Annotated in this window: 11 protein-coding genes and 1 other RNA gene; 11 read left to right on the forward strand and 1 reads right to left on the reverse strand. The window is 43.6% G+C overall.

Annotated features, from left to right (window positions below):
* The first annotated feature begins 40 nt into the window (after nucleotides 1-40).
* The 8 genes from eno (at nucleotide 41) to AOU00_RS13815 (ending at nucleotide 8077) form a co-directional block, all read left to right on the forward strand.
* Nucleotides 41-1327 carry a phosphopyruvate hydratase gene (gene eno, locus AOU00_RS13780; protein WP_013308266.1) on the forward strand — a complete coding sequence of 429 codons (1287 nt, stop codon included), beginning with the start codon at nucleotides 41-43 and terminating at the stop codon, nucleotides 1325-1327.
* A gap of 341 nt (nucleotides 1328-1668) precedes the next feature.
* Entirely contained in the window at nucleotides 1669-1902 is a 234-nt protein-coding gene (secG, locus tag AOU00_RS13785; RefSeq protein ID WP_013308268.1) for a preprotein translocase subunit SecG, read from the forward strand.
* Nucleotides 1903-2097: 195 nt separating this feature from the next.
* Nucleotides 2098-4713: a ribonuclease R gene (gene rnr, locus AOU00_RS13790; RefSeq protein ID WP_069290806.1), complete on the forward strand. Its 2616-nt coding sequence runs from the start codon at nucleotides 2098-2100 to the stop codon at nucleotides 4711-4713.
* Nucleotides 4714-4991: 278 nt separating this feature from the next.
* Nucleotides 4992-5471 carry an SsrA-binding protein SmpB gene (gene smpB, locus AOU00_RS13795; protein ID WP_013308270.1) on the forward strand — a complete coding sequence of 160 codons (480 nt, stop codon included), beginning with the start codon at nucleotides 4992-4994 and terminating at the stop codon, nucleotides 5469-5471.
* A gap of 250 nt (nucleotides 5472-5721) precedes the next feature.
* Nucleotides 5722-6086, forward strand: a transfer-messenger RNA (tmRNA) gene (ssrA, locus tag AOU00_RS13800).
* A 273-nt stretch (nucleotides 6087-6359) separates the two neighbouring features.
* Nucleotides 6360-6587, forward strand: coding sequence for a DUF896 domain-containing protein (locus AOU00_RS13805; protein WP_061830218.1), 228 nt, complete (start codon nucleotides 6360-6362; stop codon nucleotides 6585-6587).
* A 67-nt stretch (nucleotides 6588-6654) separates the two neighbouring features.
* On the forward strand, nucleotides 6655-7053 hold the full coding sequence (locus AOU00_RS13810; protein ID WP_069290807.1) for a DoxX family protein: 399 nt from the start codon (nucleotides 6655-6657) through the stop codon (nucleotides 7051-7053).
* Nucleotides 7054-7126: 73 nt separating this feature from the next.
* Complete coding sequence (locus AOU00_RS13815) at nucleotides 7127-8077, forward strand: ring-cleaving dioxygenase (protein WP_069290808.1); 951 nt, start codon at nucleotides 7127-7129, stop codon at nucleotides 8075-8077.
* A gap of 118 nt (nucleotides 8078-8195) precedes the next feature.
* Here AOU00_RS13815 and AOU00_RS13820 read toward each other — a convergent pair whose 3' ends face one another.
* Nucleotides 8196-9347, reverse strand: coding sequence for a glycosyltransferase family 2 protein (locus tag AOU00_RS13820; protein ID WP_069290809.1), 1152 nt, complete (start codon nucleotides 9345-9347; stop codon nucleotides 8196-8198).
* Nucleotides 9348-9697: 350 nt separating this feature from the next.
* Here AOU00_RS13820 and AOU00_RS13825 point away from each other — a divergent pair, with 350 nt between their 5' ends.
* From AOU00_RS13825 to AOU00_RS13835, 3 genes are all read left to right on the forward strand, one after another.
* Nucleotides 9698-10420 (forward strand): GntR family transcriptional regulator, encoded by a 723-nt coding sequence (locus AOU00_RS13825; RefSeq protein WP_023986502.1) that lies wholly within the window; start codon nucleotides 9698-9700, stop codon nucleotides 10418-10420.
* A gap of 293 nt (nucleotides 10421-10713) precedes the next feature.
* The gene (locus AOU00_RS13830) at nucleotides 10714-13098 is read left to right on the forward strand and encodes a phosphoketolase family protein (RefSeq protein WP_069290810.1); all 2385 of its coding nucleotides are present in this window, start codon (nucleotides 10714-10716) and stop codon (nucleotides 13096-13098) included.
* 275 nt (nucleotides 13099-13373) lie between these two features.
* Nucleotides 13374-14216 (forward strand): aldo/keto reductase, encoded by an 843-nt coding sequence (locus tag AOU00_RS13835; RefSeq protein ID WP_069290811.1) that lies wholly within the window; start codon nucleotides 13374-13376, stop codon nucleotides 14214-14216.
* Nucleotides 14217-14269: the final 53 nt, after the last annotated feature.

Raw genomic sequence — 14269 nt, forward strand, 5'->3', positions numbered from 1 at the left:
TGACCAACAAATCATGATTCACAAAGGAGATTAAGTACAAATGACTATTATTTCTGACGTGTACGCTCGCGAAGTCCTCGACTCCCGTGGTAACCCTACGGTTGAAGTTGAAGTTTATCTGGAATCCGGTGCTATCGGTAGTGCTATCGTTCCTTCCGGTGCCTCCACAGGCGCTCACGAAGCTGTAGAGCTTCGTGATAACGACAAATCCCGTTACCTGGGTAAAGGCGTTCTGCAAGCTGTTAAAAACGTGAACGAAATTATTGCTCCTGAAGTAATCGGCTTGGATGCTGTGAACCAAGTAGAAATCGACACGCTGATGATCAAATTGGATGGTACACATAACAAAGGTAAATTGGGTGCAAACGCAATTCTGGCAGTATCCATGGCTGTAGCTCGCGCTGCTGCTGAAGCTCTGGGCTTGCCACTGTACACTTACCTGGGCGGATTCAATGCTAAACAATTGCCAGTACCAATGATGAACATCGTTAACGGTGGCGCTCATGCCGACAATAACGTTGACGTACAAGAGTTCATGGTTCTGCCTGTAGGCGCTCCTACATTTAAAGAAGCTCTGCGTGTAGGCGCAGAAATCTTCCACAACCTGAAATCTGTACTGAACTCCAAAGGTTTGAACACAGCTGTTGGTGATGAGGGTGGTTTTGCTCCTAACTTCAAATCTAACGAAGAAGCTCTGTCCACTATTATCGAAGCGATCGAAAAAGCTGGTTACAAACCAGGTGTTGACGTATTCCTCGGTATGGACGTTGCCTCCACTGAGTTCTTCAAAGATGGAAAATACACTTTGGAAGGCGAAGGAAAATCCTTCACTTCTGCTGAGTTCGTTGACCTGCTTGCTTCTTGGGTTGATAAATACCCAATCATCACTATTGAAGATGGTTGCTCCGAAGATGACTGGGAAGGTTGGAAATTGCTCACTGAAAAATTGGGCAACAAAATCCAACTGGTTGGTGACGACCTGTTCGTAACAAACACAGAGCGTCTGGCTAAAGGTATCGATGAAAACATCGGTAACTCCATCCTGATCAAAGTAAACCAAATCGGTACGCTGACTGAAACATTTGATGCTATCGAATTGGCTAAACGTGCAGGATACACAGCTGTTATCTCTCACCGTTCCGGTGAATCCGAAGACAGCACAATCGCTGATATCGCTGTTGCAACAAATGCAGGCCAAATTAAAACAGGTGCTCCTTCCCGTACTGACCGTATTGCGAAGTACAACCAATTGCTCCGCATTGAGGATCAACTGGGTGAACTGGCTCAATACCACGGCCTGAAATCTTTCTACAACCTGAAAAAATAATATTGCGCAAAAATGCTGATGGCGTCTCTTGACTCATGGTTTATGATCATGAAGTCTGAACGCTCAAAGCTTTTTCGCATGAATAAAACAGGCCTACTCGCCACCGCGAGCAGGTCTGTTTTTTGTTATTATGGATGTGTATGAGAATTTATAACTTTGCAAAGGCTTAATGGCTGAGTGACTTGCTATAGCTGTTGTTATCTACTGGAAGCTGTGGTAGAATAAAAATAGTGTTTTGCGTTAATTTCCGGCTATTTATAACATGATATGTACATGTTTTCATAAAAGAGGCTGTGTTGTTTTGCAAAACAGATGTATAAGCTCAGGAGGTGGGATTTTTCATGGAAATCTTTTTGAAAGTGCTGCTCGTTGTGTTCTCGATTGCTGTTATTGCGGTTGTTTTACTGCAAAAGGGGAAAAGCGCAGGTTTGTCCGGTGCCATCTCTGGCGGTGCTGAGCATCTGTTCGGCAAGACAAAAGCTCGCGGTATGGATTTGATTTTACAACGCGCAACTGCTGTTTTGGGTGCGGGTTTCATGATCGTTTCTGTTTTAGTTGCATTTTTTGCAAAATAAGATAAATATGTACCTTAAGCCTTCGTTTCGCGGGAAACGGGGGCTTTTTTTAGATTTTGGACAGGCAGGGATGCCGTCGATTAAATTCGTGTATACTAGGGTATGAGTATATTAAGAGCCTTGTATCAGGAACAAGGAACAAGGACATGCGGATTTATTACTGAAAATTAAAGGTCACCCGAGGTGGACAATATTATGATAACAGAGCAACAACTACTCGATTTTATGCGCGAGACCGCATACAAACCCATGACTTACCAGGAGCTGGAGCAGCACTTTGATATTAAGGATGCGGAAGATTTCCGTGAATTTCTTAAGCTTTTGAATGCTTTGGAGGAAGAGGGGAAAATTCTGCTGACCCGCACAAACCGTTATGGTGTGCCGGAACGAATGGATTTGCAGCGTGGGCGTTTGCAGGCTCATGCCAAGGGATTTGCTTTTCTGATTCCAGAGGACCGGGAGCACCCGGATGTATATATTCATGCCAATGATTTAAAGAGTGCGATGAATGGAGATACGGTACTGGTAAGAGTGTCCTCGAAGGGACCTGCGGGCGGTCGACTAGAAGGTGAAGTTGTACGGATCGTGAAGCGCGCAGTCCTTCAAGTAGTAGGCGTGTTTCAGAGCCACGAAGCATACGGTTTCGTTTTGCCGGATGATAAGCGTATTAACCGGGATATTTTTATTCCAAAAACAAGCTTCAATGGAGCTGTAAACGGTCAAAAGGTCGTTGTGCGTATTGTGAGCTATCCAGAAGGACGAGCAGCAGCGGAAGGCGAAGTGTTGGAGGTTTTGGGTCATAAGGATGATCCGGGCGTCGACATTTTGTCAGTTATTCGCAAGCATCAGCTTCCAGAAGCTTTTCCAGATGAAGTGACAGAGGAAGCGGAGAATGCTCCCGACGCGATTACGGAAGAAGAGATTGTACGTCAGGGACGGCGCGATCTGCGTGATAAGATCATTGTTACCATTGATGGTGAGGATGCCAAAGACCTGGATGATGCTGTCAATGTAGAGCGCTTGCCGAACGGAAACTACCGTCTGGGCGTTCATATTGCCGACGTAGGGTATTATGTGCGTGAGAACTCCAAGCTGGATCAGGAGGCATATAACCGCGGTTGTAGCGTGTATTTGGTTGACCGTGTCATTCCTATGCTTCCACATCGACTTTCGAACGGAATATGTTCTTTGAATCCACAGGTGGATCGACTGACTTTATCCTGTGAGATGGAATTCAATGAGCATATGAAGGTTGTAAAGCATGATATTTTCACCAGTGTGATTAAAACGAAGGAACGGATGACGTACACTAACGTTCGCAAAATCCTCGAAGAGGAAGATGCTGAACTGATGGAACGGTACAAGGATCTCATTGATGTATTCAGCACGATGAAGGAATTGGCATTGAAGCTGCGTGCTAATCGAATGCGCCGAGGCGCGGTTGATTTTGACTTTGATGAAGCCAAAGTGATTGTGGATAATGAAGGCAAAGCTGTCGATATTGTAAAAAGAGATCGTACGATAGCTGAACAAATTATTGAAGAGTTTATGTTGGCGGCCAATGAAACGGTAGCCGAACATTTTCATTGGCTCAAAGTACCTTTCTTGTACCGGATTCATGAGGACCCAGATCCAGAGAAGCTGCAAAACTTTATGGCTTTCGCAGCTAATTTTGGGCATCAGATCAAAGGTAGAGGAAATTCCATTCATCCGCGTGCGCTACAAACGTTGCTAGAAGACATTCAGGGTACGAAGGAGCAAACCGTGCTTAGCACGATGATGCTGCGTTCGATGAAGCAGGCAAAGTATGATGCGGAGTCGACAGGACATTTTGGATTGGCAGCGGAGTATTACTCTCATTTTACATCGCCGATCCGTCGTTACCCTGACTTGGTGATTCACCGTGTCATTCGTGAGGTATTGGAGAATGGTGGGGCTTTAACAGCCGAACGTCAGGAATATTTGACTGCACGTATGCCTGATATTGCGCAGCAATCTTCCGAGCGTGAGCGTGTGGCTGTGGATGCAGAGCGTGATACAGAGCAGATGAAAAAGGCTGAATACATGCTGGACAAGGTCGGCGAGGAATTCGAGGGGATCATCAGCAGTGTAACCAGCTTCGGAATGTTCATTGAGCTGGACAATACAGTGGAGGGTCTGACGCGTCTGAGTGCGCTTACGGACGACTATTATCATTTTGACGAGCAGCATATGGCGTTGATCGGCGAACGCACCTCCAAGGTGTTCCGTATTGGGGATGAGGTTAAAGTTCGCGTCGCGCGTGTGAATATGGAAGATTACACAATTGACTTTGAACTTGTCGATATGAAGCAACGGCAACGCCGTGAACGGACTGGCGGTACAGGACAGGGTGGAGACTTTGCGCGTGGCGAGAGCCGTGGTAAAGGCAAAGGCCGAGAAGGGCGTGACCGCAAGGGCGGCAAGGACAAGACTGGCAAAGAGCGTAAAGGCGGTCATGATGTTACCGGGAAGCCAAAAGAAGCTGGCGCTGGTAACGGAGGGATTAGCACCGCAGGTCGTTCAGGGCGCGGCGGCGGAAACGGAGCTGGAGCCGGCTCAGATAGCAACTTCGGCTTTGGCAGTGGCAAGGGCGGGTATAACTCACCAGCATCCGGGGCAAGCAAGCGACGGAAGAAGACGTCTGCCAGCGGTATTTTCATCGGCGGAGCAGCTACACCAGGTAGTGATGCCAGACCAAACGGTGAAGGCGCAGCACGTCGCAAGCGGAAGAATAAGGGCGGAAGTGGCGGCAATAGCACCGCGGGCTTTGTGCGGAAAAAGAAGAAGTAGGTAGCTAGAGCTTACTTACTTTGAAGGCTGGAGCTTTCATTGCAGTGAATGAAGCTGATTGAAGCATAGGTTATACGGGCGGTTTCTGTCTGCTGTATTGGATGGAAGCCGCTTGGTTTTAAGTGTGAATAAGTGCAGTTAGAAATGTAGAAGGCTTGACCTTTCTTGCTTTTACCATCTGAAATTTGTTACAATATATTTCTAGGTGGCTCTTTGTAGCCGGATTTTGATGCTTGGATTTCAAGAATGAATTACGTTATTCATAAGGAGTGGTATTCATGGGTAAGAAGGCAGACGGGAAAGTGCTCGCCCAGAACAAAAAAGCTTCCCATGACTATTTTATTGAGGACACCTACGAGGCGGGCATGGTGCTAACGGGAACAGAAATTAAGTCTCTACGGAATGGTCGCTCCAATATAAGTGATGCATTTGCTACGATCCGTAATGGCGAAATTCATATTCACAATATGCATATCAGTCCTTTTGAGCAAGGCAATCGTAATAATCCTACCGATCCGACCCGTACGCGTAAGCTGCTGTTGCATAAAGAGCAGATTCGCAAGCTTATCGGTCTGTCCAAACAGGAAGGTTACACGATTGTACCGCTCAAGATTTATGTTCGTAATGGTTATGCCAAGCTTTTGCTCGGACTGGGTAGAGGTAAGAAGCAGTATGACAAACGTGATGCTGCCGCTAAACGCGATGCACAGCGTGATATCCAACGCGCTTTGCGTGAGAAGCAGAAAATTGCGAGATAAGTTGCTGTATTATTGGATCTGGTACAAATTACGTGGAGAAGTTACTTGTTCCTGTAATGGTGCTATTTTATAAGGCTTAAATAGCTTCGTTTCGTTTCGTAATGACCTGTAATATGGTATACTAACGAAGTAGTCAGTTTTAAAGCTTTTAACTTTGTTCGAGTGTTGAATCCTAGGATTCAGCTTTTGATATTATGCATGCTTATGCTCCGGTATTTCCGGTTTTATCCGTGGAGCCCTTTTATAATAAGGGGGCGTTTATGGATTCGACGGGGATAGTTCGAGCATGGGTAGCGGGTAGTGGGGACGCGTCCGCTTCATCAACGCTAAAGCCTATTAAACGGCAAACAACAAAACAACTACGCTTTCGCAGCCTAAGAAACTGTGTGCGTGCTTCTACCCAGCATCGTCCATGTGACTGGGATAGGGGCTAACAAATAGTGGAATACGCTGTCTCATCTCCGCCTGCGGTGAGCTGAAGAAGATAATCAGGCTGACCCGAAGGGAATCCGGTGACAGGGAGTTTCTAGGGTGACATCAAAACTGTCACTACACCCGTAGAAGCTTATGTGTCGTTATCTTCGGACAGGGGTTCGACTCCCCTCGCCTCCATTTGAGTAAGACAAGAAAGTCATCAGCCAGTGATTCTGGTTGGTGGCTTTTTATTATGGCTTTATTAATTGAGTTGAAGAGGTTTTACACAACTTGTAGCTTAAAGATATTTCTAAGTGTTCCGGCTGTTTTTTCTTTCACCTTTAAAAGCAACTCAAGCGTTCATCTTCTTTTCTTTTCGAAAAAGTATTGACACGGATAGAAAAGTATTATATCTTTAAATCAAGATAAATAAATTAAAGATAACCAGAAAATTTTGAATAGGGAGGTATATACATGATCACCATTTTAGAAAGAATTAATCAGCTCGCAAAAAAAGCAAAGGAAGTCGGATTAACTGAAATTGAAAAAACGGAACAAACGGATCTTCGCAAAGAATACCTTCAAATCTTTCGGGGCTCTGTACAAAGCATTCTCTTGAATGCTACGATCTATGATCCGAATGGAGACGATGTTACGCCTGAAAAGCTTAGAAAAGAACAGGCCCGAATCGCTAAACAATGAATTTAATTTTATCTAATATCTCTAATTTAATAATCTCTAAATAAATATAATGTGGAGGGTGATTTTTATGTTGGCAAGTGGATTGTTACTGATACGTTTGGTGGTTGGATTGTTATTGGTGGGGCACGGAGCACAGAAACTTTTTGGCTGGTTTGGTGGCTATGGTCCAAAAGGTACTGGCGGTTGGATGGAATCGATCGGCATTAAGCCTGGAGTATTCATGGCAGTGTCTGCAGGGTTGATGGAATTGTTGGGAGGAGCTCTATTTGCTTTAGGATTGCTCACTCCACTGGCTGCATTATTGATTGCGGTGACTATGCTCGGAGCAATTTTCAAAGTACATGGCCCAAACGGGATCTGGGCAACAGCTAATGGCTATGAATATCCGCTAGTTCTTATTGCAGTTGTAATTGGTATTGCGTTGACAGGAGCAGGTTCATATTCCATCGATGCATTACTTAGATAAAACATGATATTTAGGTCATTAAAAGTCATCAACAATAAAAATAAAGGTTCCTACGATTAAAGGAGGGTTTCATATGTCACTTCAAACTACAGGTATCCATCATATTACAGCTTTTGCCGGTAATCCGCAGGAAAATGTCGACTTCTATGCCGGCGTCCTGGGACTTCGGTTAGTGAAGAAAACAATCAACTTCGATGCTCCTGAGGTTTACCACTTGTACTTTGGTAGCGAGGCAGGAAGTCCTGGAACGATCATTACTTTTTTTCCTGCACCAGGAACTCCTAAAGGACGAATCGGAGGTGGCCAGGTGGGCATAACCTCGTATGTTGTACCCCCAGGTTCACTTGATTTTTGGCAGCATCGTTTGGAAAGCTTTGATATTCAAGTTACGAAAACAAGCCGTTTTTCTGAACAATATCTTCAATTTGAGGATAATGAGGGCTTACGCCTTGAGCTTGTTGAACGTGAAGCGGGAGCGAATAGTACTTGGTCTTACGGTGGTATTTCGGCTGATAAAGCAATTAAGGGGTTTGGAGGCGCCGTGCTATTTAGCGTCAACCCACAGAGAACGATGGATGCATTGGAGAGCATACTCGGATTTACGAAAATCGCTGAAGACGCCGAATATGCCCGTTATCAGTCCGTAGGAGAAATCGGCAACATCGTAGATGTTCCGCTCGCCAAAATGGGTTTAGGCTTTGGTGGAGCAGGCACGGTACATCACATTGCGTGGCGTGCAAAAGATTTTGAACAACATGAAGAATGGAGAAGCGCAGTCCAGCATTATGGATATCAGCCGACTCCAATCATAGACCGCCAATATTTTAATGCGATATATTTCAGAGAAGCGGGCGGTATCCTATTTGAAATTGCTACAGACCCACCGGGATTTGCTAACGATGAACCTGCCGAATCTTTGGGACAGGAATTAATGCTGCCAGAGTGGTATGAACCGCAGCGGGCTCAAATCGAGGCGAATCTGCATCCTATTAAAGTGAGAACATTAACGGAAAAACAAAAGTAAGAAAAAGTTGCATATGACTCTTCCATAAGACAGCTTGCCGAGTTTGGCCTGCTCTCAGATGGAGGAGTCTTTTTATTACGGGAAAAATTCATGCGTTTCGTGTCCTTCCAGCCTCTTGCTACTCCACCAGCTTTTCAGACTTCACTAGCATTTCTCGTAACACATGAGCGACTCGACTTTTCCGGTTCGCTGCTTTCTTTTTTATCAAGTGTAATGATTTTTTGTATGCATGAGTATGGCTTTGATCGTAGAACTGCTTGGCTGCAATGCGTAGTGTTCTTCTTAATAACAGTGCTGATGAGCGTGTTAACCTAGAGCGGAATCCCCTGCGCAATACCCGTAATGTATTTTTGTAGGTCTCAAAATCCTCGGATGGAGGGATAAGGGCGAATAAATTTAACGAGGAGTCATTGAATCCGTAAGTTTCATACATGATTCTCAGATTTTCCGTATTTAACACGTTACCTCTGAGATAGGTTGGATGTTCCTGATGATATCCGACCACCTCTTTGATGCAATAAAAAGGGATTTTCAAGCGATGTAGTCTATAGCCAAGGTCCCAGTCTTCGAGTCCATACAGCACAAACCGTTCATTAAAACCTCCAATACGAATCAAGTGACTGCGTCTGATGGCTACACAACGAGTAACCAGCAGCATCCAGGGGGCTACGTCCGTTGAGGCAAATTGTTTCTGCGTATTGGGAGGAACCCTTGTGGGACTAACTACTTTAGACAGTGCACCCGTTTGGTGAAGGATATCTTCTGGGGTTATGATCGGAGTAATTTCGTTCGCTGCTTCATAGTCAGCATTCCATAAGTTGGACTGCGTAAGTATGTTGCGACATTGTTCTTTTTCTTCAGGAGAAAAGTCAGGGTAATAATGGGTAAAAGCATCGTCCCATGAGTGAGGAATACCTGAAAGCACGGACTTGGGATATTTACGGTGATAACGGCTCACGATCCTAATAAATTCCGGCAATACTACAAAGTCAGCGTCGCAGAAGATGATGTACAGTCCTTTTGCACGGCGCAGTCCCAAATTTCGAACGGCAGATCGACCGCGTTGTTCCTGATGTGACACATAGATAAGAGGATAGGATGCTTTGAAGCCTTCGACCATTTCTTTCGTTCCGTCTGTAGAACCGTCATCAGCTACAATGACTTCGAATAGTTGCTTTGGATAGGTTTGTGTCTCAAATGAAGCGAGTGTGAGCAACAATTGCTGGGCTCGATTATAGGTTGGAATGATGACGCTGTAGCGGATAGCCAATATGATCTCCCCCCCACCATTCTTATTAGAAAACGCTTGAACAAGATAAATAATAACAATGTATTCAAGGATTTTAGCCTGGTCTAGTCAAACATCCCTCCAGGTTCGAAACAGGCTTGGTCTTATTACCGATATTAAGGTGGGGGTTCTGTATTTTCTGCTGTTTTGGGTGCGTTCAGTGGTGTTATGTATGTGTAATCATGGTATTATGCATAGAGATGTAAAGTAAAAGTGAGGGTACTTCCTATCCGCTGAAAGTCCACTCAGCATACAGAAACAAACATGAGATGAAATGGGCAAGTTATGGTAAACTATATAGAGTTATAGAAGACCTGAAAGAGGAGTACTATATGACACAATTTGTCTATAAGCAAATTATTGACGATCTTAAGATGAAAATTTTTGCTGGAAAGTTTGCAGATATGAGATTGCCAGATGAACGTAGTCTTAGTGAGACTTACCAGGTTAGTCGTAGTTCAATTAAACGTGCTCTGACTAAAATGGAGAATGTCGGAATTATTTTCAAAAAACAAGGTTCCGGGACATTTATTAATCCATTATACATAAGAAATGAATCTATCTTTAACTACGAAGGCTCTAATCTAGGGGTCACTGATAATTTTCAAATGCATGGTAAAAAGCCGAAAATCAAAGTACTAAGTTTTGAGGTCATTCCGCCAACAGAAGAATTACAGCGCGATTTGTTCTTGGAGACTCATGATTTTGTTTACAAAATTGTCCGCTTACGTCTATTTGATGATGATCCTTTTATGATTGAAACGGGCTATATCCCCATTAAAATTGTCCAGAATTTAAATCAGACAATTATCGAGGGGTCCATTTTTAATTATTTGGAAGACTCACGGAACTTGGCTGTCACCAAATCTTTTTTATCCATTTTTGCAGAACCGTCTCAAGAGAATGATCAAAAGCTGCTACATTTAAATGAAAATGAGCCTGTAGGTATTATGGAAGGTGTGTTCTTTTTAGATAACGGTACGCCATTTGAGTTTTCTCATATGCGATTTCATTACAAATATTTGAAATTTAACACCTTTGTATCGGTTCACTAATGATAAGACTGGAGAATTCTCCGGTCTTTTTTTTATGGTTTTGAGAAAAGGATTGGAGTCTGCGATTGCTTCGTTATTGCGAATTTTATTGGTTAATAATTCTATATATTTTAATGTAAGAGCTTTTTTACTGTCTTTTTAATTTATATTTCATAGTATGTTCAAAATTTCACAAAATTGGACCGTATCACTTGTGAAAAAGGTTGAATTTAATCAGCGTAGCGTTATGATGTACATGTAGATGAAATTTCCGGAAATAAATTACAAACAAAACTACTTAGGGAGTGGACACCATGTCGTTATCACCCGTGTTAGCAGATTATTCATCTAAAACATATTTAGAAAAACTTGATGCATATTGGCGTGCAACGAACTACATTTCGGTAGGTCAGTTGTATTTAAAAGATAATCCTTTGTTGAGAGAGCCTTTAAAAGATTCAGATGTGAAGGTTAAGCCTATTGGACACTGGGGCACAATTCCGGGCCAAAACTTTATTTATGCACATTTAAATCGTGTTATTAATAAATATGATTTGAGCATGCTTTACATTGAAGGTCCTGGTCACGGCGGCCAGGTTATGGTTTCAAATTCTTATCTGGATGGAAGCTACACTGAAATCTATCCGCAAATTACACAAGATATCTCAGGTATGAAGAAATTGTTCAAACAATTCTCTTTCCCTGGCGGTATTGCTTCACATGCTGCTCCTGAAACACCTGGATCTATCCATGAAGGTGGAGAATTAGGCTACTCCCTTTCTCATGGTGTAGGTGCCATTCTGGATAATCCTGATCTGATTTCGGCTGTTGTTATTGGTGATGGTGAAGCTGAAACAGGCCCATTAGCCGCTTCGTGGTTCTCTAACCGATTTATCAACCCCATCACAGATGGTGCAGTGCTACCAATCTTGCACTTGAATGGCTTTAAGATTAGTAACCCGACGATTATGTCTCGTCAATCAAAAGAAGAATTGACCTCATACTTTAAAGGTTTGGGTTGGGAGCCGTTCTTTGTTGAAGGTGAAAATCCGGATCACATGCATCCAGAAATGGCGAAAGTATTGGATACGGCTATCGAGAAGATTGAAGCTATTCAAAAGAATGCGCGTGAAAATAATGACCTTACTCGTCCGGCTTGGCCGATGATTGTATTCCGTTCACCTAAAGGCTGGACGGGTCCGAAGGAATGGGACAACGTGCCGAATGAAAATTCATTCCGTGCCCATCAGGTTCCAATTCCGGTTGATCAAAAAAATATGCACCATGCACCTGCTTTGTTAGAATGGCTGAATAGCTATAGACCAGAGGAATTGTTCGACGAAAACGGTCGTTTAAACCCTGAGCTTGCTGAAATTCTGCCTACAGGCGATAAACGCATGGGAATGAACCCTGTTGCGAATGCGGGTAACCTCATTAAAGACTTGAAATTACCGGATTTCCGTAACTATGCGCTGGATAATTCCGTACCTGGTAAAGTGATTGCGCAAGATATGTCGGTTTTAGGGAAATACGTTAAAGATGTGGTTCTTTTAAATGAAGAAAATCGTAATTTCAGAATCTTCGGACCGGATGAAACGATGTCTAATCGCTTGGCTCCTGTTTTTGAAGTAACCAAACGCCAATGGATGGACCAAATTATTGAACCTAATGATGAATTCTTATCATCCTATGGCCGCGTAATTGATTCTCAATTATCCGAACACCAAGCTGAAGGATTGCTGGAAGGTTATGTATTAACAGGTCGCCATGGTTTCTTTGCAAGTTACGAAGCCTTCCTGCGTGTGGTTGACTCGATGATCACCCAGCACTTTAAGTGGCTGCGTAAAGCAACGGATCAAGGATGGCGTGCAGATATCCCATCACTGAATGTCGTAGCAACTTCAACGGTGTTCCAGCAGGATCATAATGGGTATACACACCAAGATCCAGGTTTGTTAGGTCATTTGGCTGATAAAAAACCAGAATTTATTCGGGAATATCTTCCAGCTGATGCCAATTCATTGTTGGCTGTTTTCGACACCATTTTAAACGACCGTCAAAAGATCAATTTGATTGTTTCGTCTAAACACCCACGTCCACAATGGTTTACTGCTGATGAAGCGAAAGAATTGGTGGATAAAGGGTTGAAGATCATTGACTGGGCAAGTACAGATCAAGGTGGAGAACCTGACCTTGTCATTGCTTCTGCTGGTACAGAGCCAACGATTGAAAGTTTAGCTGCAATTTCTATTTTGCATGAAAAACTGCCTGACTTGAAGATTCGGTACATCAACGTGGTAGATTTGCTGAAACTGAGAAGTCAAAAACTAGACCCGCGTGGATTATCCGACGCCGAGTTTGATCATTTTTTCACAAAAGACAAGCCCGTTGTTTTCGCTTTCCATGGTTACGAAGGTCTGATCAAAGATCTGTTCTTTGATCGTCATAATCATAACTTGCATGTACATGGTTACCGTGAGAATGGCGATATTACGACACCATTTGATATGCGTGTATTGAATCAAATGGATCGTTTTGACTTAGTGAAGGAAGCTGTTCTCAACTTACCTGACGCTGGGAGGTATACCAACATTGTGGATGAAATGGATGCTACGATTAAGAAACATCATCAATTCATTCGCGAAGAGGGCATTGACCTACCAGAGGTAGAGAACTGGGTATGGAATGGCTTGAAATAATAATACAGACACTTCAACTTTGTGTTGGACAACCAAGCCATCAAGCATGAAGTGGAATATATGATTTGGTAGTGTTACAAGTGCCTGCCCCCTTGACTTCAAGTATGATTTCAATGGGGATCAGGCGCTTTTTGATTTAGCACACAGAGAACTTGGTAGGGAAGTTACGAGCTAGTGGGTATATACATATACAGAGAACGGAATGGATTGCTATATTTTGCCGGAGCTTTGAAGAGGTGTTATGTTATATGAGAATAGTAAAGGAGGCTGTAATTATGAACCAACAAATTCCGGAGAAGGTATTGAATGATGGCATTAAAGTGCCCGTCATTGGATTTGGGACTGCTGGAATTAAGGGTGCAGATGGAGTCAAGGCGATTACCGGCGCGATTGATGCAGGTTACCGTCTGATCGACACAGCGTTCAACTATGAAAATGAGGGTGCTGTTGGGAAAGCGGTCCAGCAGAGCTCTGTGCCCAGAGAAGAATTGTTGATTTGCTCCAAACTACCGGGTCGCCGACATGCTTACCAAGAAGCCATTGTAACGATCGAAGAGTCATTATATAGAGGAGGCCTGGACTATTATGATCTTTATCTGATCCATTGGCCGAATCCCCAAATTGATCGATATGTTGAAGCCTGGCAGGCGTTAATTGAGGCGAAGAAAAGGGGCTATATCCGTTCCATTGGGGTCTGCAATTTCTTGCCCGAGCATAATGAACGTTTAATTCGGGAAACAGGTGTCACGCCGAGCTTAAATCAAGTTGAATTGCATCCATTATTTAATCAGGAACATCAGCGTGCAAAAGATGCTGAACAGGGCATCGTGACGGAATCATGGAGCCCCTTGGGTCGCGGTCACAGCATGCTGGAGAATGAAGAGATTGGGAAAATTGCTGCTGCTCATGGTAAAACGACTACACAAGCGATTTTACGTTGGCATATCCAACTTGGAGCAATCCCGATCCCTAAGGCCTCTTCTTTAAAACACCAAACGGAGAATCTAGATATTTTTGATTTTGAGTTGTCTCCAGAGGAAATGAACGTGATTTCGGCATTTAGCAGTGAGGATGGACGGATATGGGGGCAGGACCCCAAGTGCTATGAAGAACTATAATCAGGAACATATTAGAAGGGTTCAAAAATCTGTCGCGGGTTTTTGGACCCTTT

The sequence above is a fragment of the Paenibacillus polymyxa genome (genome assembly GCF_001719045.1).
In the GTDB taxonomy this organism is placed as follows: Bacteria; Bacillota; Bacilli; order Paenibacillales; family Paenibacillaceae; genus Paenibacillus; species Paenibacillus polymyxa_B.

Bases quoted from the DNA above. Each gene is read 5' to 3' on its own strand.
- eno (WP_013308266.1), top strand. From the start codon at position 41: ATGACTATTATTTCTGACGTGTACGCTCGCGAAGTCCTCGACTCCCGT.
- secG (WP_013308268.1), top strand. From the start codon at position 1,669: ATGGAAATCTTTTTGAAAGTGCTGCTCGTTGTGTTCTCGATTGCTGTT.
- rnr (WP_069290806.1), top strand. From the start codon at position 2,098: ATGATAACAGAGCAACAACTACTCGATTTTATGCGCGAGACCGCATAC.
- smpB (WP_013308270.1), top strand. From the start codon at position 4,992: ATGGGTAAGAAGGCAGACGGGAAAGTGCTCGCCCAGAACAAAAAAGCT.
- AOU00_RS13805 (WP_061830218.1), top strand. From the start codon at position 6,360: ATGATCACCATTTTAGAAAGAATTAATCAGCTCGCAAAAAAAGCAAAG.
- AOU00_RS13810 (WP_069290807.1), top strand. From the start codon at position 6,655: ATGTTGGCAAGTGGATTGTTACTGATACGTTTGGTGGTTGGATTGTTA.
- AOU00_RS13815 (WP_069290808.1), top strand. From the start codon at position 7,127: ATGTCACTTCAAACTACAGGTATCCATCATATTACAGCTTTTGCCGGT.
- AOU00_RS13825 (WP_023986502.1), top strand. From the start codon at position 9,698: ATGACACAATTTGTCTATAAGCAAATTATTGACGATCTTAAGATGAAA.
- AOU00_RS13830 (WP_069290810.1), top strand. From the start codon at position 10,714: ATGTCGTTATCACCCGTGTTAGCAGATTATTCATCTAAAACATATTTA.
- AOU00_RS13835 (WP_069290811.1), top strand. From the start codon at position 13,374: ATGAACCAACAAATTCCGGAGAAGGTATTGAATGATGGCATTAAAGTG.